Source organism: Enterobacter sp. Crenshaw, assembly GCF_024734705.1.
GTDB lineage: Bacteria > Pseudomonadota > Gammaproteobacteria > Enterobacterales > Enterobacteriaceae > Enterobacter > Enterobacter asburiae_B.
Window position 1 is genome coordinate 1,048,173 of sequence record NZ_CP102932.1, and the last position, 17,641, is coordinate 1,065,813.

The following is a 17,641-nucleotide window of genomic DNA, read 5'->3' on the forward strand; positions in this document are numbered from 1 at the left end:
TTTTGCCTTCATAAGAGTTGACAATACAGGGGGTCTGCCAATTTTAGGGGAGCCATCAGGCTGAAAAAAGTAACAGTCTGGCGCTAAAAGACTATAACAGTTGACTCCTCCGCAACCTCACAGCGTTTTGATGATTTTTGCCGGATTGCCGCCAACGACGACGTTAGCCGGGACGTCTTTCGTCACGACGGCGCCGGAGGCCACGACCACATTATCACCAATGGTGACGCCAGGGTTAATGACTGCCCTGCCGCCAATCCAGACGTTATTGCCAATATTGACGGGTTTTCCAAACTCCACGCCGCTGTTTCGTTCTTCCGCGTCCAGGGGATGGGTAGCCGTATAAATATGAACACCCGGCGCGAGCATGCAGTTATCGCCAATATGCACAGGGCAGACATCCAGCATCACGCAGTCGAAGTTAGCGTAAAAGTTTTTGCCCAGATAAATGTTATATCCATAGTCGCAGCGGAAGCTCGGCTCAATATAAGCACCTGCGCTTTGTCCCAGAAGTTCCGCCAGAATGTTCTGGCGTTCTGTTTTTTCATCAGGCGCGGTGTGGTTATAGCGGTAAACCAGATGGCGGGCCCGCAGTCGGTCAGCCCGTAACGTCTCATCGCCGGGGCGGTAATGTTCACCGGCAATCATTTTCTGTTTTTCTAAGCTCATTGGAAACCTCTCTGGATGTTATTACCGAAGGGTAATCGGAACAGGCCAGAAGGGGAACGTTCCCGAAAAGCCGATGTGACTGACGTCACAACATTGCTGCTGATGAACACGTTTTACACGGAGGCCTGGCCTGGGCACAGGGAGCATAACGGGACAGGTAAATACTCAGAACGAGGCGTAGAACTCTACAGACACCCTTCAAAGATTAACGGACAAATTTCCACACAGAAGTAGGGATTTTGTCATACAGCTTATTCATTGTCAGTTCAGCAAGACGATGGTCAGCGGCTGAATAAAATACCGCCAGCTCATTATCAGAAAGCTCGTATTTATTCTTTTCAATGACGCGCTCAAGCGTGTCAATTGACTGACAACGTCGTAAGCGCATCAAATAATCGATTTTTGTGAGTGGTTTATCAGACATAAATTCACCTTAGTAATTGTAATAATTTTAACAGGAAAGACTCACCGGGTTAGCTCTGCTCACGTTGACGAAACAGCGGAATAGCCGATTTCCCGATTTACGCCATTTTTGCAAATCCTGAGCGTTAATGCCGTAACTGCTGAACAACATAAAGGTGTCGTCCAGGTATTCATCAATTTGCTCAATGAGCTTATTATCTTCATTGTACTTAATTTTATAATTAAGTGCGAAGGTTGCGATATGCTCTATCAGCTCATTCAACTGTAAATTGATGGCAGACGTTGGGTCGTTTACCCAGCCATGGTTACTTTCATCAAGATTGGCAAGGCAGTCATGGTACAAGGATTCGCAGAGAAATTTCAACTGCGCGATATCATGCCTTTTTGGCGAGTACTCGTCCATAGCGCATCCCCTTCTGAGTGATTTCTTACTCACCGAACATCATTGTCGGGATGGATACAACTGACTTAGCTACATGAGTGCTGTGTTCCTGATAACCTAACTATAAGCCACTCCTTCCTGGATTTCACCGCGCTATTACGAAAAATTACAAATAAAAACCGCAGGCTGGGAGCGTGTACGCAAATGGTCACCCTGGACTCAACGTTTTTATCCAAATTAACGACGGGGTTTTATCCCTTCCTTACGTTTCATCGGCTTAGCAAAAATGATGAGAAAAGTTCAGATTCAGACTTATCTTTGTAAGAACTTCTTATTAGGAATATTCCTAATAGCTTAAGCGGGGAAATGAAATTAAAAAAATCCTGAATTCACCGATTAAGGTATCAGTTAATTATGATATGTCTATTTAAGATGGCAGAAAATAAATAGAGCCACAATAAGCGTAATTTATGATTTTTTCTGAAAATGAAAAAGGCCGCTAATGCGGCCTTTTTATCATGTGGAACCGGTATCAGTGAGGTTCTACCGAATGACTGTGTTCAACATCTTCATTCTTGCGGCTAAAGCGGCGGCGAACCACCACGAAGAACACCGGTACGAAGAAGATAGCCAGTACGGTCGCGGTAACCATACCGCCCATCACGCCTGTACCTACCGCGTTCTGCGCGCCGGAGCCTGCGCCGGAGCTGATAACCAGCGGCAGTACGCCGAGGATAAACGCCAGCGACGTCATCAGGATTGGGCGCAGACGCATACGAACCGCTTCAAGCGTCGCCTCAATAAGACCTTTGCCTTCTTTCTCCATCAGATCTTTGGCGAATTCAACGATAAGTATCGCGTTCTTCGCCGACAAGCCAATGGTTGTCAGCAGGCCTACCTGGAAGTAAACGTCGTTGGTCAGTCCACGGAACGTTGCCGCAAGCAGCGCACCGATAACCCCGAGCGGAACCACCAGCATAACGGAGAACGGAATCGACCAGCTCTCGTACAGTGCCGCCAGACACAGGAAGACCACAATCAGTGAAATGGCGTACAGGGCTGGAGCCTGGTTACCGGACAGACGTTCCTGATAGGACATACCGGTCCAGTCATAGCCGATACCCGCAGGCAGTTTGCTTGCCAGTTCTTCCATCAGGTTCATGGCTTCACCGGTGCTTCGGCCCGGAGCAGCCTGACCCAGGATCTCCATCGATGGCAGACCGTTATAGCGTTCCAGACGCGGCGAACCGTATTCCCAGCGTGAGGTTGAGAACGCCGAGAACGGTACCATCTGACCATTGCTGCCGCGCACGAACCAGCTGTTGATATCGTTAGGCAACATACGGTACTGCGCCTCGGACATCACGTACACTTTCTTCACACGACCGCGGTCGATGAAGTCGTTAACGTAGCTACCGCCCCAGGCAGCGCCCAGCGTGGTGTTGATGTCACTGATGGATACGCCCAGCGCCTGAGCTTTCTCCTGGTCGATATCGATCTTGTACTGTGGCGTATCTTCCAGGCCGTTTGGACGCACGCCGACCAGCAGGTCAGGGTGTTTAGCGACTTCACCAAACAGCTGGTTACGCGCCTGCGTCAGTTTCTCGTGGCCCAGACCGCCCTGGTCAATCAGCTGGAAGTCGAAGCCGGTCGCGGTACCCAGTTCAACAATCGCTGGCAGGTTAAAGGCAAAGACCATCGCATCTTTAATCTGCGAGAAGGTGCCCATTGCACGACCGGTGATGGCTTCAACCTTGTTCTTTTCGCCCGGACGTTCAGACCAGTCTTTCAGAGAAACGAAGGCAATACCGGTGTTCTGACCACGACCCGCAAAGCCAAAGCCGTTAACCGCAAACACGGACTCAACGTTGTCTTTCTCTTTGGTGAGATAGTAGTCCGTCACTTCATCCAGCACTTTCTGGGTACGCTCTTGCGAGGCACCCGCCGGAAGCTGTGCCATCGTCAGGAACACGCCCTGGTCTTCATCTGGAAGGAACGAGCTTGGCAGACGAACGAACAGGAAGGCCATGCCCACCACGATGATGATATAGAGCAGCAGGTAACGACCGGTGCTGCGCAGGATGTTACCCACGCTGTCGGTGTAGTGATGCGTGCTCTTATCGAACATGCGGTTAAACCAGCCGAAGAACCCTTTGTGCTCGCCGTGACCGCCTTTCTGAATCGGCTTCAGCATGGTGGCACACAGGGCAGGGGTCAGGATCAACGCCACCAGCACCGACAGCGCCATCGCGGAAACGATGGTAATGGAGAACTGGCGGTAAATCGCACCGGTAGAGCCCCCGAAGAAGGCCATCGGGATAAATACCGCAGACAGCACCATCGCGATACCGACCAGCGCGCCCTGGATCTGGCCCATTGATTTACGGGTCGCTTCCTTCGGCGGCAGACCTTCCTCCGCCATCACACGCTCGACGTTCTCGACCACGACGATGGCGTCATCCACCAGCAGGCCGATGGCGAGCACCATCCCGAACATCGTCAGGGTGTTTATCGAGTAGCCAAATATCGACAGGATCGCAAAGGTCCCGAGCAATACCACCGGCACGGCAATCGTTGGGATAAGCGTCGCGCGGAAGTTTTGCAGGAACAGGTACATCACCAGGAATACCAGGATGATCGCCTCAACCAGCGTCTTAACCACTTCATGAATCGAGATTTTGACGAACGGCGTGGTGTCGTACGGGTAAACGATTTTCAGACCTGACGGGAAGAACGGTTCCATCTTCTTCAGCTCTGCGCGGATCGCCGTGGCGGTGTCCAGGGCGTTAGCGCCTGTCGCCAGTTTGATACCCAGACCGGAAGCCGGTTTACCGTTGAACTTCGCGATGATGTCGTAGTTCTCACCGCCCAGCTCAACTTTCGCCACGTCGCGCAGGCGAACCTGCGAACCGTCCTGATTCACCTTCAGCAGAATTTTGCTGAATTCATCGGCAGAGGTCAGACGGGTCTGCGCGATGATCGAGGCGTTAAGCTGCTGGCCTTTCACCGGCGGCGTACCGCCTAACTGACCGGCCGCTACCTGGGCGTTCTGCGCTTTAATCGCGCTGATCACGTCAACCGGCGTCAGCTGGAAGTTGTTCAGCTTGTTCGGATCCATCCAGATACGCATCGCGTACTGGGAACCGAACAGCTGCACGTCACCCACACCGGAAGTACGGCTGATGGCGTCCTTCATGTTGGCGCCCACGTAGTCGGAAATATCCTCCTGCGTCATGGTGCCGTTGGTGTTGATAACGCCGACAACCATCAGGAAGCTACTGGACGATTTCTCGACGCTCACACCCTGCTGTTGTACTTCCTGCGGCAGCAAAGGCATTGCCAGCTGCAGTTTGTTCTGCACCTGAACCTGCGCAATGTCAGCATCCGTACCTGACTGGAAGGTCAGGGTGATCTGCACCGTACCGGTGGAGTCACTGTTTGAGGACATGTACATCAGGTTATCGATACCGTTCATGTTCTGTTCGATAACCTGGGTGACGGTGTCCTGCACCGTTTTCGCATCAGCCCCCGGGTAGGTTGCGGAAATTGTCACCGCCGGTGGCGCAATCGTTGGATATTGCGCGACAGGCAGCTTCAGGATCGCAAGTCCCCCGGCCAGCATGATGATTATGGCGATCACCCACGCAAATATGGGGCGATCGATAAAGAAATTAGGCATGTCTTAACGGCTCCTGTTTAAGTTAAGACTTGGTTTGTTCTGACTGGCCAGCGGCCGAAGCTTGTTGTTTATCGTCAGATTTCACTTCCTGTGCTTTAACCTGCGCGCCAGGACGAACTTTTTGCAAACCAGTAACAATCACGCGATCGCCATCTTTCAGACCTTCCGTCACCAGCCATTTATCGCCAATCGCCTGAGTGGCGGTGATATTGCGCGTTTCGACTTTGTCATCAGCCCCAACAACCAGCGCGCTCGCATCGCCGCGTGGCGTACGGGTCACACCCTGCTGTGGAACCAGAAGTGCGGTTGGATTCGTTCCTTCTTCCAGACGCGCGCGAACGAACATACCTGGCAGCAGATTTTTGTCAGGGTTCGGGAAAATCGCACGTAAGGTGATGGAACCGGTGGTCTGGTCGACCGTCACGTCAGAGAATTCCAGGGTACCTTCCTGCGGGAACTTGATACCGTCATTGGTAATCAGCTCCACTTTGGCTTTGCCGTTTTCCTGTTTCAGGGTGCCGTTAGCCAGCTCCTGTTTCAGGCGCAGGAAATCGTTGCTGGACTGCGTCACGTCAACGTAGATCGGATCAAGCTGCTGCACGGTTGCCAGCGCATTGGTCTGACCGTTCTGCACCAGCGCCCCTTCCGTGACGGAAGATTTACCAATACGACCGCTGATAGGGGAGGTCACTTTGGTATAGGCCAGGTTAATGCGCGCGGTTTCGACGGCCGCTTTGGCTGCCACCACGGCCGCGTTAGCCTGCTGTGCATCGGCCAGAGCGGTATCGTAATCCTGTTGGCTGATGTACTTGGTACCGAGCAGCTTTTGGTAGCGGTTCAACGTCAGCTGAGCAATTTTGGCCGCGGCTTGTGCTTTCGCCAGGTCGCCTTTCGCACTTTCATAAGAGGCCTGATAGGTTGCTGGATCAATCTGATACAGAGACTCACCGGCTTTCACATCACCACCTTCGGTGAAGTTACGCTTCAGGATAATGCCGCTAACCTGAGGACGCACTTCCGCAATGCGGTAAGCATTGGTACGGCCTGGTAATTCGGTGGTGATTTGTAGAGGTTCAGATTTGAGCGTCACGACGCCTACTTCTGGCGCCTGCTGAGCTCCTTGTTGAGCTGGTTTGTCGTCACATCCTGTTAGCGCTAAGCTGCCTGAGAGCATCAGAACGACCGCCAGAGGCGTTAACCCTCTGTTTTTGTTCATATGTAAACCTCGAGTGTCCGATTTCAAATTGATCAAGGGTCCTGAGTCTAAAAACCCATTGCTGCGTTTATATTATCGTCATGCTATGGTACATACATTCACAAATGTATGTAAATCTGACTCCTGTAAATTCACCCACCTATGGCACGAAAAACTAAACAACAAGCGCTGGAAACCCGACAACACATTCTGGATGTGGCAATACGTTTGTTCTCGCAGCAGGGTGTTTCATCCACCTCGCTGGCGCAGATTGCTCAGGCTGCCGGTGTGACGCGAGGAGCGATTTACTGGCATTTTAAAGATAAGTCAGATCTGTTCAGTGAAATCTGGGAGCTTTCAGAGTCCAGCATTAGCGATCTCGAGAGTGAGTATCGGGCAAAATTCCCTGACGATCCACTCTCAGTATTGAGAGAAATATTAGTATATATCCTTGAAGCAACGGTAGTTGAAGAACGTCGCAGATTAATGATGGAGATTATTTTTCATAAATGCGAGTTCGTGGGCGAGATGGCGGTGGTGCAGCAGGCGCAACGCAGCCTTAGCCTGGAGAGCTATGATCGTATTGAACAGAATCTGAACCTGTGTATGCAGGCAAAACTCTTACCGGCCAATCTCTTGACCCGACGGGCGGCAATCCTGATGCGCAGCTACATTTCAGGTCTGATGGAAAACTGGCTTTTCTCGCCGCAATCCTTTGACCTCAAAGAGGAAGCCCGCAGCTACGTGGCGATTTTACTGGAAATGCTACAGCTCTGCCCCACGCTGCGCAGCGACGCGCCTTCGCTAACGGCCTGATCCCTTTCCAGGATTTATCTCAGAGGATAACGTTCGCGCTATTCTGCTTTCAGCGAGCGTGATATTCTTCACGCCGGACTATTTTCGGTCATCTTCTGACATCATTCACAACTATGCTGCCCATCAATCGCTCGCAACATCCTGTTTTTGCATTGCTCTTTGCGATGCTGTTTTTCTTCGCCACGGCGCCGCTGACCTGGGCCCGCGCCGATAACAGCAACGATATTCCCTCGCGCAGCGATGTTCAGTCGCAGCTCGACACGCTGAATAAACAAAAAGATCTCTCCCCTCAGGATAAACTCGTCCAGCAGGATCTGACTGAAACGCTGGAAACGCTGGATAAAATTGAACGCATCAAAGCGGAAACCGTCCAGCTTCGTCAGAAGGTGGCGCAGGCGCCTGAAAACATGCGTAAGGCCACCGACGCGCTGAATGCCCTCAGCGATGTGGATAACGACGACGAGACGCGCAAGACGCTCTCGACGCTCTCTTTACGCCAGCTGGAGTCCCGCGTCGCGCAACTGCTCGACGACCTGCAAACCGCGCAGTCGGATCTCGCAACCTATAACAGCCAGCTTGTCTCGCTGCAGACCCAGCCCGAGCGCGTGCAAAACGCGATGTACGCCGCGTCTCAGCAGCTGCAGCAGATCCGCAACCGTCTGAACGGCACGACGGTCGGCGAAGGCACGCTGCGCCCGACGCAGCAAACCCTGCTGCTGGTTCAGCAGACCTTGCTCAATGCACAGATTGAACAGCAGCGTAAAAGCCTGGAAGGGAATACGGTGCTGCAGGACACGCTTCAGAAACAGCGTGATTACGTCACCGCGAATATTAACCGCCTGGAACACCAGCTTCAGCTGTTGCAGGAGGCGGTAAACAGCAAACGCCTGACCCTGACGGAAAAAACCGCCCAGGAGGCCGTATCGCCTGACGAAACCGCCCGCATTCAGGCGAATCCGCTGGTGAAACAGGAGCTCGAGGCCAACCACCAGCTTAGCCAGCGCCTGATACTGGCGACGGAAAACGGCAACTCGCTGGTTCAGCAAAATATCAAAGTGAAGAACTGGCTGGATCGCGCGCTGCAGGCTGAGCGCAACATCAAAGAGCAGATTGCGGTCCTGAAGGGCAGCCTCCTGCTGTCGCGTATTCTCTACCAGCAGCAGCAGACGCTCCCGTCCGCCGATGAGCTGGAGGACATGACCAACCGCATTGCGGATTTACGTCTGGAACAGTTTGACGTCAACCAGCAGCGCGATGCCCTTTTCCAGAGCGATGCCTTTGTCGCCAAAATTGAAGAGGGGCATTCCAGCGACGTGAACCCGGAAGTGCACGACGCGCTGCTCCAGGTCGTCGATATGCGTCGCGAGCTGCTGGACCAGCTCAACAAACAGCTGGGCAACCAGCTGATGATGGCCATTAACCTGCAAATCAACCAGCAGCAGCTGGTGAGCGTCTCGAAAAGTCTGCAGGAGATCCTGACCCAGCAGATTTTCTGGGTGAACAGCAACAAACCGATGGACTGGGACTGGATTAAATCCTTCCCGGAGACGCTGAAAACGCAGATTAAGAGCATGAAGATCACCGTGAACTGGGAGAAAGCCTGGCCCGCGGTGACGATTGCCCTGCTGGCTGGATTACCGCTGCTGCTGATTGCCGGCCTGATCCGCTGGCGTCTGGGCTGGCTGAAAAAATACCAGGCGAAGCTGGCCTCCGAAGTGGGTCAGCTGCGCAACGATAGCCAGCTCCATACGCCAAAAGCGATTCTGATCGATCTCATCCGCGCCCTGCCGGTATGTCTGATTATTCTGGCCGTGGGCCTGATTCTGCTCACCATGCAGCTCAACGTCAGCGATCTGCTGTGGGCGTTCAGTAAAAAACTGGCGCTGTTCTGGCTGGTGTTTGGCGTGTGCTGGAAGGTGCTGGAAAAAGACGGCGTGGCGGTGCGTCATTTCAACATGCCTGCGCAGCTGACCAGCCACTGGCGTCGTCAGATTGTGCGCATCAGCCTGGCGCTCCTGCCGCTGCACTTCTGGTCGGTTGTCTCTGAGCTTTCTCCGCTGCACCTGATGGATGACGTGCTGGGCCAGCTGGTTATCCTGCTGAACCTGCTGCTGATCGCGATCCTGATGTGGCCGATGTGCCGCGACAGCTGGCGTGATAAAGAGTCCCACAATATTCGCCTGGCCACCGTGACGGTGCTGGCGATCATTCCGCTGGCGCTAATGGTGCTGACGGCAACGGGCTACTTCTATACCACGCTGCGCCTGTCCGGGCGCTGGATTGAAACGGTCTATCTGGTGATCGTCTGGAACCTGCTCTATCAGACCGTGCTGCGCGGCCTGAGCGTGGCGGCTCGCCGCATTGCCTATCGCCGTGCTATCGCGCGTCGTCAGCATCAGGTGAAAGAGGGGGCCGAAGGCGCGGAGCCGCAGGAAGAGCCGACCATCGCCCTGGAGCAGGTTAACCAGCAGACGCTGCGCATCACCATGCTGGTGATGATCGCCCTGTTTGCGGTGATGTTCTGGGCCATCTGGTCCGATCTTATTACCGTTTTCGCCTATCTCGACAGTATTACCCTCTGGCAATACAACGGTACCGAAGCGGGCGCGGCGGTCATGAAAAGCGTGACCATGGGCAGTCTGCTGTTTGCGCTGGTGTCGTCGGTGGTGGCCTGGGCGCTAATTCGCAACCTGCCAGGCCTGCTCGAAGTGCTGCTCCTGTCACGTCTGAATCTCCGCCAGGGGGCGTCCTACGCCATTACCACGATCCTCAACTACGTGATCATTATTGTTGGGGCGATGACGGTCTTCGGCTCGCTTGGCGTCTCGTGGGATAAACTGCAGTGGCTGGCGGCCGCCCTCTCGGTCGGTCTTGGTTTTGGCCTGCAGGAGATCTTCGGTAACTTCGTGTCCGGCCTGATCATCCTGTTCGAACGTCCGGTACGAATCGGCGATACCGTTACCATCGGCACCTTCTCCGGTACGGTCAGCAAGATCCGTATTCGTGCCACCACCATCACCGACTTCGATCGCAAAGAGGTGATCATCCCGAACAAAGCGTTCGTGACCGAGCGTCTGATCAACTGGTCGCTCTCCGATACGGTGACGCGCGTGGTGATCCGCCTGGGCGTAGCCTATGGATCGGATCTGGAGAAGGTGAAAGAGGTGCTGCTCAAGGCGGCGTCAGAACACCCGAAAGTGATGCACGATCCGGCTCCGGCGGTCTTCTTCACCACCTTTGGGCCGAGCACGCTGGATCACGAGCTGCGTTTATACGTGCGCGAGCTGCGTGACCGCAGCTACACGGTGGATGAGCTTAACCGCTCTATCGATCGTCTGTGCCGTGAAAACGATATTAATATCGCCTTCAACCAGCTCGAGGTTCACCTGCGCAACGAGAAAGGTGATGAGCATACGGAAGTGAAGCGCGACATTAAGGGTGACGATCCTACACCTGCTTAATCTATTTTCTCTCAGCCCTCAGGGGCGAGGGAACGATTTTCCCCCTCTCCCTCAGGGAGAGGGCTGGGGTGAGGGTAATTTACCTTCAAAATCCCGCCGCACAATCTCCAGCGCCTTAAGCACCGTCTCCGCCGGGATCTCATGATTCTCCAGCAGCATAATCAAATCGACGGCCAGCTTGACCTCATCGGGTGCATTTTCCAGTGACATGGGTGTGGCTCCTGTTAACGGGTCAAACGTTCTATGACGCGCTCAATCTCATCCCGCGCCTGTCGGCAGCGGACGATACGTCCTTCCAGCGCGCTAATCTCGCGCATCAATAGCTGCTGCTCTTCCAGCGTCTCGCTGTTGTTCAGCCGCGTCTCGCGCTCGCGCTTCATCTCAAACAGCCGGCGCTCAAACTCCTGGTTCTCCAGCCGCTTGCGCTGCCATTTACCGAGCCCCGGCGAGGCGCTGTCCCAGGCGCGCAGCGGCCAGGCGGCGATTTCGCGATGCAGAGCGGTGATCTGCTCTGTGAGATGCTCTGCGAGCCACGCCACCTGTTCCTGCTGTTCACTCTCAACCGCATGGCGAAGCTCGTCGAGGTTGGTCTGCGCTTCCGCCAGGTAATCCTGAATGACGGTGCTGCGGGTACGAAAAAGCTGCCGATCAAAGCGCGGTTTCAGCGTGGCGTGGCCCATCAGCGGTGTAGCCTGTTCCCGCAGAGCAATAAGCTGATTTTGCAGCCTCTCAAGAAGCAGTGCTGTTTTCAAGGCGCTCTCCAGTGGTAAAGTAGCCGTTCAGTTTGATAACGATTCGCATTATGAAGCGTACTATTTTAATCATCATTGGCTGGCTCGCGGTAGTGCTTGGCACGCTGGGTGTGTTTTTACCCTTGCTGCCGACCACCCCGTTTATCCTGCTGGCGGCCTGGTGCTTCGCCCGCTCATCGCCGCGTTTTCACCACTGGCTGCTCTATCGCTCATGGTTTGGCGGCTATCTGCGGCACTGGCAAAAACACCGGGCCATGCCGCCAGGCGCGAAGCCGCGCGCGATCGCGGTGATCCTCATCACCTTCGCTATTTCATTATGGCTGGTGAAAATGATGTGGGTACGTATTCTGCTGCTGGCGATCCTCTCCTGCCTGCTTTTCTTCATGTGGCGGATCCCCGTGGTTGATGAAAAGCAACAAAAGCACTGAAGCCTAATCATGGCTGTTGCAATTATCACGCGCAGCCAGTAAATTCGACCGTTTTCGAGCACAGGTGCGCCTGGTCAAAGGTTAAACAATTGTTGCCTTGGCCGACTCGTTGCGCGCTGTGAGTAACACTGTTTCATTTAGGCAAAACCGATGACCGCAACTGCACAGCAGCTTGAATATCTGAAAAACAGCATCAAAAGCATCCAGGACTATCCAAAGCCTGGCATTCTTTTCCGTGATGTCACCAGCTTGCTGGAAGACCCGAAAGCGTACGCGCTCAGCATTGAACTGCTGGTCGAGCGTTATAAAAACGCCGGGATCACCAAAGTAGTAGGTACCGAAGCCCGTGGCTTCCTGTTTGGCGCACCGGTTGCGCTGGCAATGGGCGTGGGTTTTGTGCCGGTGCGTAAGCCGCGCAAACTGCCGCGTGAAACCATTGCTGAGAGCTATGAGCTGGAGTACGGCACCGATCAGCTGGAGATCCACGTTGATGCGATCAAGCCTGGCGACAAAGTGCTGGTGGTGGACGATCTGCTGGCAACCGGCGGTACCATTGAAGCGACCGTGAAATTGATCCGTCGTCTGGGTGGTGAAGTGACCGACGCGGCATTCATCATCAACCTGTTCGATCTCGGCGGTGAACAGCGCCTGGAAAAACAGGGCATCACCAGCTACAGCCTGGTGCCTTTCCCGGGTCATTAATCCCGGTTTTCACAACCTCGCTCAATGGGTGAGGTTGTGATAGCATTCCCCTCCATAAATTCACCTTCCAGCGTTGCAGAGCCTGCCCATGAGTTATCAGGTGTTAGCCCGTAAATGGCGACCACAAACCTTTGCTGACGTTGTCGGTCAGGAACATGTGCTGACGGCCCTGGCGAACGGCTTGTCGCTAGGTCGCATCCATCACGCCTATCTTTTCTCCGGCACCCGCGGCGTCGGTAAGACCTCTATTGCCCGTTTGCTGGCAAAAGGTCTCAACTGCGAAACCGGGATCACCGCCACGCCGTGCGGCGTATGTGATAACTGCCGGGAGATCGAGCAGGGGCGTTTTGTCGATCTGATCGAGATCGACGCCGCCTCGCGTACCAAAGTGGAAGATACCCGCGATCTGCTCGATAACGTGCAGTACGCCCCGGCGCGTGGCCGCTTCAAGGTCTACCTGATCGATGAAGTGCACATGCTGTCGCGCCACAGTTTCAACGCCCTGCTGAAAACGCTGGAAGAGCCGCCCGCGCACGTGAAGTTCCTGCTGGCGACCACCGATCCGCAAAAGCTGCCGGTCACGATTTTGTCGCGCTGCCTGCAGTTCCATCTGAAGGCGCTGGACGTTGAGCAGATCCGCGCGCAGCTTGAGCACATTCTTGATGAAGAGAAAATTGTCCACGAACCGCGCGCTCTGCAGCTGCTGGCCCGCGCGGCGGACGGCAGCCTGCGTGATGCGCTCAGCCTGACCGACCAGGCGATTGCCAGCGGTGACGGCAAGCTCTCCACCGAGGCGGTCAGCACCATGCTCGGCACGCTGGATGACGATCAGGCGCTGTCGCTTATCGAGGCGATGATTGCCGCCAACGGCGAACGCGTGATGTCTCAGGTGAATGCCGCCGCTGCCCGGGGTATCGAATGGGAAGGACTGCTGGTTGAGATGCTCAGCCTGCTGCACCGCGTGGCGATGCTGCAGCTTTCTCCGTCCGCCATCGGTGCGGATATGGCCGCTATTGAACAGCGGATGCGTGAGCTTGCCCGCACCGTGCCGCCTGCCGACGTGCAGCTGTACTACCAGACGCTGCTGATTGGCCGCAAAGAACTACCTTTCGCACCGGATCCACGGATGGGCGTTGAAATGACGCTGCTGCGCGCGCTGGCGTTCCATCCGCGTATGCCGTTGCCCGAGCCTGAGGTACCGCGGCAGTCTTTCGCGCCGGTCGCCCCTACGGCGGTGATGTCGCCGCAGCAGGTGCCAGCGCAGCCGACACCGCCGCCGCCGCAAAACGTGCCGCTGTCGGATGCCACCAGTTCGGTGCTTGCCGCACGCAGCCAGCTGCAGCGTGCGCAGGGAGTAACCAAACCAAAAAAGAGTGAACCGGCAGCGCCAGGAAGAGCGCGGCCGGTGAACAACGCCGCGCTTGAACGACTGGCCTCGGTAACGGAGCGCGTACAGTCGCGTCCGGCACCGTCCGCGCTCGAGCAGAAAGCCCCGGTGAAAGAAGAGGCTTACCGCTGGAAGGCAACCACCGTCACCGAAGAGGTGAAGGAAGAGGTCGCCACGCCGAAAGCGCTGAAAAAGGCGCTGGAGCATGAGAAAACGCCGGAGCTTTCCGCGAAGCTTGCTGAAGAGTCCATTGCGCGCGACCCCTGGGCCGCCGAGGTCAGCAAACTCCAGCTGCCGAAGCTGGTAGAGCAGGTCGCGCTGAATGCCTGGAAAGAGCAGGACGGTAATCAGGTGCGTTTACACCTGCGTCCGGGCCAGCGGCACCTCAATTCCCCTGGCGCGCAAAAGGCGCTGGCCGAGGCGCTCACCGCATTACAGGGTGCGCCGGTTGAATTGACTATCATTGAAGATGATAATCCGGCAGTGAAAACGCCGCTCGAGTGGCGCCAGGCCATTTATGAAGAAAAGCTCGCGCAGGCGCGCGAGGCGATTATTGCGGATAACAACATTCAGACCCTGCGCCGGTTCTTCGACGCCGATCTGGATGAAGAGAGTATTCGCCCCATTTGATCGTGAGTCTGACTTACGGTTGTAATCCTTAAACGTGAAAGAAGAGAGAAGCCTATGTTTGGTGGAAAAGGCGGTCTGGGTGGCCTGATGAAGCAGGCTCAGCAGATGCAGGAAAAAATGCAGAAGATGCAGGAAGAGATCGCTCAGCTGGAAGTCACGGGTGAGTCCGGTGCCGGTCTGGTCAAAGTGACCATCAACGGTGCGCACAACTGCCGTCGCGTGGAAATCGACCCGAGCCTGCTCGAAGACGACAAAGAGATGCTGGAAGATCTGGTTGCAGCCGCGTTTAACGATGCCGCTCGCCGTATCGACGAAACTCAGAAAGAGAAAATGGCCTCTGTTTCCAGCGGTATGCAGCTGCCGCCTGGCTTCAAGATGCCATTCTGATGCAAACCAGTCCGCTGCTCACGCAGTTAATGGAAGCACTGCGCTGCCTGCCGGGCGTTGGCCCGAAGTCGGCGCAGCGCATGGCGTTTACGCTATTGCAGCGCGACCGCAGCGGCGGGATGCGCCTGGCGCAGGCTTTAACCCGCGCCATGTCAGAAATTGGTCACTGTGCGGATTGCCGCACCTTTACCGAGCAGGACGTGTGTAACATCTGTACGAACCCGCGTCGTCAGGAAAACGGTCAGATTTGCGTGGTGGAGAGTCCGGCGGACATCTACGCCATCGAACAAACCGGGCAGTTTTCCGGCCGCTACTTCGTGCTGATGGGGCATCTTTCCCCGCTGGACGGTATTGGCCCGGATGATATCGGTCTTGACCGCCTTGAACAGCGTCTTGAGTCCGAAACCATCAAAGAGGTGATCCTCGCCACCAACCCAACGGTGGAAGGGGAGGCAACCGCCAACTACATCGCCGAACTGTGCTCGCAGTACGGCGTTGACGCCAGCCGCATCGCCCACGGCGTGCCGGTGGGCGGCGAGCTGGAAATGGTCGACGGCACCACGCTGTCGCACTCTCTGGCAGGGCGTCACAAGATTATTTTCTGACCAAACGGAGGCTGCGCGCGCGGCCTCCGCTTGAAAATTTCCCCCCTTATCCCCATCTCTCACTCAACGTTTTAAAACCCCATTAAATGGCATTGTTGAGGTCGACATAGATGAAAGGACAAGAAACCCGTGGTTTCCAGTCAGAAGTAAAACAGCTTCTGCACCTGATGATCCATTCCCTGTATTCCAACAAAGAAATTTTCCTGCGTGAGCTGATTTCCAACGCCTCGGACGCGGCGGACAAGCTGCGCTTCCGCGCGCTGTCCAACCCGGACCTGTACGAAGGTGACGGCGAGCTGCGCGTGCGCGTCTCGTTCAATAAAGAGAACCGCACCCTGACCATCGCCGATAACGGCATCGGGATGAACCGCGACGAGGTGATCGACCACCTCGGCACCATCGCCAAATCCGGCACCAAAGCGTTCCTTGAGTCCATGGGCTCTGACCAGGCGAAAGACAGCCAGCTGATCGGCCAGTTCGGCGTCGGTTTTTACTCGGCGTTTATCGTGGCCGACAAAGTTACCGTCCGTACCCGTGCGGCAGGCGACAGCGCCGAGAACGGCGTCCTGTGGGAATCCAAAGGGGAAGGCGAATACACCGTTGATGACATCACCAAAGCGGATCGCGGTACCGAAATCACCCTGCACCTGCGTGAAGGGGAAGACGATTTCCTGAACGACTGGCGCGTGCGCTCCATCATCAGCAAATATTCCGATCACATCGCCCTGCCGGTAGAGATTGAAAAACAGGAAGAGAAAGACGGTGAAACCGTGGTTTCCTGGGAGAAGATCAACAAGGCGCAGGCGCTGTGGACGCGCAACAAGTCTGAAATTAAAGACGACGAATACAACGAGTTCTACAAGCACATCGCCCACGACTTTACCGACCCGCTGACCTGGAGCCACAACCGCGTGGAAGGTAAGCAGGAGTACACCAGCCTGCTGTACATCCCGGCACAGGCGCCGTGGGACATGTGGAACCGCGATCACAAGCACGGCCTGAAGCTGTACGTGCAGCGCGTATTCATCATGGACGACGCCGAGCAGTTCATGCCGAACTACCTGCGCTTTGTGCGCGGTCTGATCGATTCCAACGATCTGCCGCTGAACGTCTCCCGTGAGATCCTTCAGGACAGCACCGTCACCCGTAACCTGCGCAACGCCCTGACCAAACGTGCGCTGCAGATGCTGGAAAAACTGGCGAAAGACGATGCGGAAAAATATCAGACCTTCTGGAAACAGTTTGGCCTGGTGCTGAAAGAAGGCCCGGCAGAAGACACCGCGAACGTTGAAACGATCGCCAAACTGCTGCGCTTCGCCTCTACGCACACCGACTCCTCCGCGCAGACCGTGTCGCTGGAAGAGTACGTCTCCCGCATGAAAGAAGGGCAGGAGAAGATCTACTACATCACTGCCGACAGCTACGCGGCGGCGAAGAGCAGTCCGCACCTGGAGCTGCTGCGCAAGAAAGGCATCGAAGTGCTGCTGCTTTCTGACCGCATCGACGAGTGGATGATGAACTACCTGACCGAGTTCGACGGTAAATCCTTCCAGTCCGTAGCCAAAGCCGACGAGTCCATCGACAAGCTGGCGGATGAAGTGGACGAAAGCGCGAAAGAAGCCGAGAAGGCGCTGGAGCCGTTCGTTGAGCGCGTGAAAACCCTGCTGGGCGAGCGCGTGAAAGAGGTACGCTTCACGCACCGTCTGACCGACACCCCGGCGATTGTCACCACCGATGCGGACGAAATGAGCACCCAGATGGCGAAACTGTTCGCGGCGGCGGGCCAGGCGATGCCGGAAGTGAAATATATCTTTGAGCTTAATCCGGATCATCCGCTGGTGAAACGCGCGGCGGATACCCAGGACGACGCCCGCTTTGCCGAGTGGGTTGAACTGCTGCTGGATCAGTCCCTGCTGGCCGAGCGCGGCACGCTGGAAGATCCTAACCTGTTCATTAAACGTGTGAATGCGCTGCTGCTGGCGTAATTGAGCACGCCTCCCCTGGTCTTCTCCCTCTCCCGTGGGAGAGGGCCGGGGTGAGGGCACCAGACCGCACTAACCCAAATAATCTCCCCCCGTTAACCGTTTCAGCCTTCCCGCCTTCCTTGAGCGATGCCCGTTCTGGT

Annotated in this window: 14 protein-coding genes, 1 pseudogene and 1 other annotated feature; of the genes and pseudogenes, 8 read left to right on the forward strand and 7 right to left on the reverse strand. The window is 55.5% G+C overall.

Annotation, left to right across the window (positions count from 1 at the left end; all coding sequences use genetic code 11):
• Window positions 1–117: 117 nt before the first annotated feature.
• The 5 genes from maa to acrA all read right to left on the reverse strand — a co-directional run bounded on the left by maa (window position 118) and on the right by acrA (window position 6,369).
• Window positions 118–669 carry a maltose O-acetyltransferase gene (gene maa / locus NWV12_RS04890; protein ID WP_023310599.1) on the reverse strand — a complete coding sequence of 184 codons (552 nt, stop codon included), beginning with the start codon at window positions 667–669 and terminating at the stop codon, window positions 118–120.
• Between the two features lie 205 nt (window positions 670–874).
• Complete coding sequence (locus tag NWV12_RS04895) at window positions 875–1,093, reverse strand: HHA domain-containing protein (protein ID WP_008499287.1); 219 nt, start codon at window positions 1,091–1,093, stop codon at window positions 875–877.
• 27 nt (window positions 1,094–1,120) lie between these two features.
• Window positions 1,121–1,495, reverse strand: coding sequence for an Hha toxicity modulator TomB (gene tomB, locus NWV12_RS04900; RefSeq protein WP_008499288.1), 375 nt, complete (start codon window positions 1,493–1,495; stop codon window positions 1,121–1,123).
• Between the two features lie 511 nt (window positions 1,496–2,006).
• Window positions 2,007–5,153 (reverse strand): multidrug efflux RND transporter permease subunit AcrB, encoded by a 3,147-nt coding sequence (gene acrB / locus NWV12_RS04905; protein WP_029741964.1) that lies wholly within the window; start codon window positions 5,151–5,153, stop codon window positions 2,007–2,009.
• A gap of 22 nt (window positions 5,154–5,175) precedes the next feature.
• Complete coding sequence (acrA, locus tag NWV12_RS04910) at window positions 5,176–6,369, reverse strand: multidrug efflux RND transporter periplasmic adaptor subunit AcrA (protein ID WP_029741963.1); 1,194 nt, start codon at window positions 6,367–6,369, stop codon at window positions 5,176–5,178.
• 141 nt (window positions 6,370–6,510) lie between these two features.
• On the opposite strand from acrA, the gene acrR reads away from it, so the two are divergent.
• Both acrR and mscK read left to right on the forward strand, forming a co-directional pair.
• The gene (gene acrR, locus NWV12_RS04915) at window positions 6,511–7,164 is read left to right on the forward strand and encodes a multidrug efflux transporter transcriptional repressor AcrR (RefSeq protein WP_033144791.1); all 654 of its coding nucleotides are present in this window, start codon (window positions 6,511–6,513) and stop codon (window positions 7,162–7,164) included.
• 113 nt (window positions 7,165–7,277) lie between these two features.
• A complete protein-coding gene (gene mscK / locus NWV12_RS04920) occupies window positions 7,278–10,625 on the forward strand; it encodes a mechanosensitive channel MscK (RefSeq protein ID WP_048978927.1) in 3,348 nt (1,115 codons plus the stop codon).
• Window positions 10,626–10,636: 11 nt separating this feature from the next.
• Here mscK and rsmS read toward each other — a convergent pair.
• Window positions 10,637–10,835 (reverse strand): annotated as a pseudogene (gene rsmS, locus NWV12_RS04925) (pleiotropic regulatory protein RsmS).
• Between the two features lie 14 nt (window positions 10,836–10,849).
• Window positions 10,850–11,377 carry a primosomal replication protein N'' gene (gene priC, locus NWV12_RS04930; protein ID WP_033144793.1) on the reverse strand — a complete coding sequence of 176 codons (528 nt, stop codon included), beginning with the start codon at window positions 11,375–11,377 and terminating at the stop codon, window positions 10,850–10,852.
• 50 nt (window positions 11,378–11,427) lie between these two features.
• On the opposite strand from priC, the gene NWV12_RS04935 reads away from it, so the two are divergent.
• The 6 genes from NWV12_RS04935 (at window position 11,428) to htpG (ending at window position 17,501) form a co-directional block, all read left to right on the forward strand.
• The gene (locus tag NWV12_RS04935; protein WP_033144794.1) at window positions 11,428–11,805 is read left to right on the forward strand and encodes a DUF454 family protein; all 378 of its coding nucleotides are present in this window, start codon (window positions 11,428–11,430) and stop codon (window positions 11,803–11,805) included.
• 150 nt (window positions 11,806–11,955) lie between these two features.
• On the forward strand, window positions 11,956–12,507 hold the full coding sequence (gene apt, locus NWV12_RS04940) for an adenine phosphoribosyltransferase (RefSeq protein WP_000127359.1): 552 nt from the start codon (window positions 11,956–11,958) through the stop codon (window positions 12,505–12,507).
• Window positions 12,508–12,595: 88 nt separating this feature from the next.
• Entirely contained in the window at window positions 12,596–14,524 is a 1,929-nt protein-coding gene (gene dnaX / locus NWV12_RS04945) for a DNA polymerase III subunit gamma/tau (protein WP_048978925.1), read from the forward strand.
• Window positions 13,854–13,918: a sequence feature (DnaX frameshifting element), on the forward strand. It overlaps the preceding gene by 65 nt.
• A 54-nt stretch (window positions 14,525–14,578) precedes the next feature.
• Window positions 14,579–14,911, forward strand: coding sequence for a YbaB/EbfC family nucleoid-associated protein (locus tag NWV12_RS04950; protein WP_003858972.1), 333 nt, complete (start codon window positions 14,579–14,581; stop codon window positions 14,909–14,911).
• On the forward strand, window positions 14,911–15,516 hold the full coding sequence (gene recR, locus NWV12_RS04955; protein ID WP_008499298.1) for a recombination mediator RecR: 606 nt from the start codon (window positions 14,911–14,913) through the stop codon (window positions 15,514–15,516). Before NWV12_RS04950 ends, recR begins: the two co-directional genes overlap by 1 nt.
• A 110-nt stretch (window positions 15,517–15,626) precedes the next feature.
• Window positions 15,627–17,501, forward strand: coding sequence for a molecular chaperone HtpG (gene htpG / locus NWV12_RS04960; RefSeq protein ID WP_039263967.1), 1,875 nt, complete (start codon window positions 15,627–15,629; stop codon window positions 17,499–17,501).
• Window positions 17,502–17,641 lie beyond the last annotated feature (140 nt).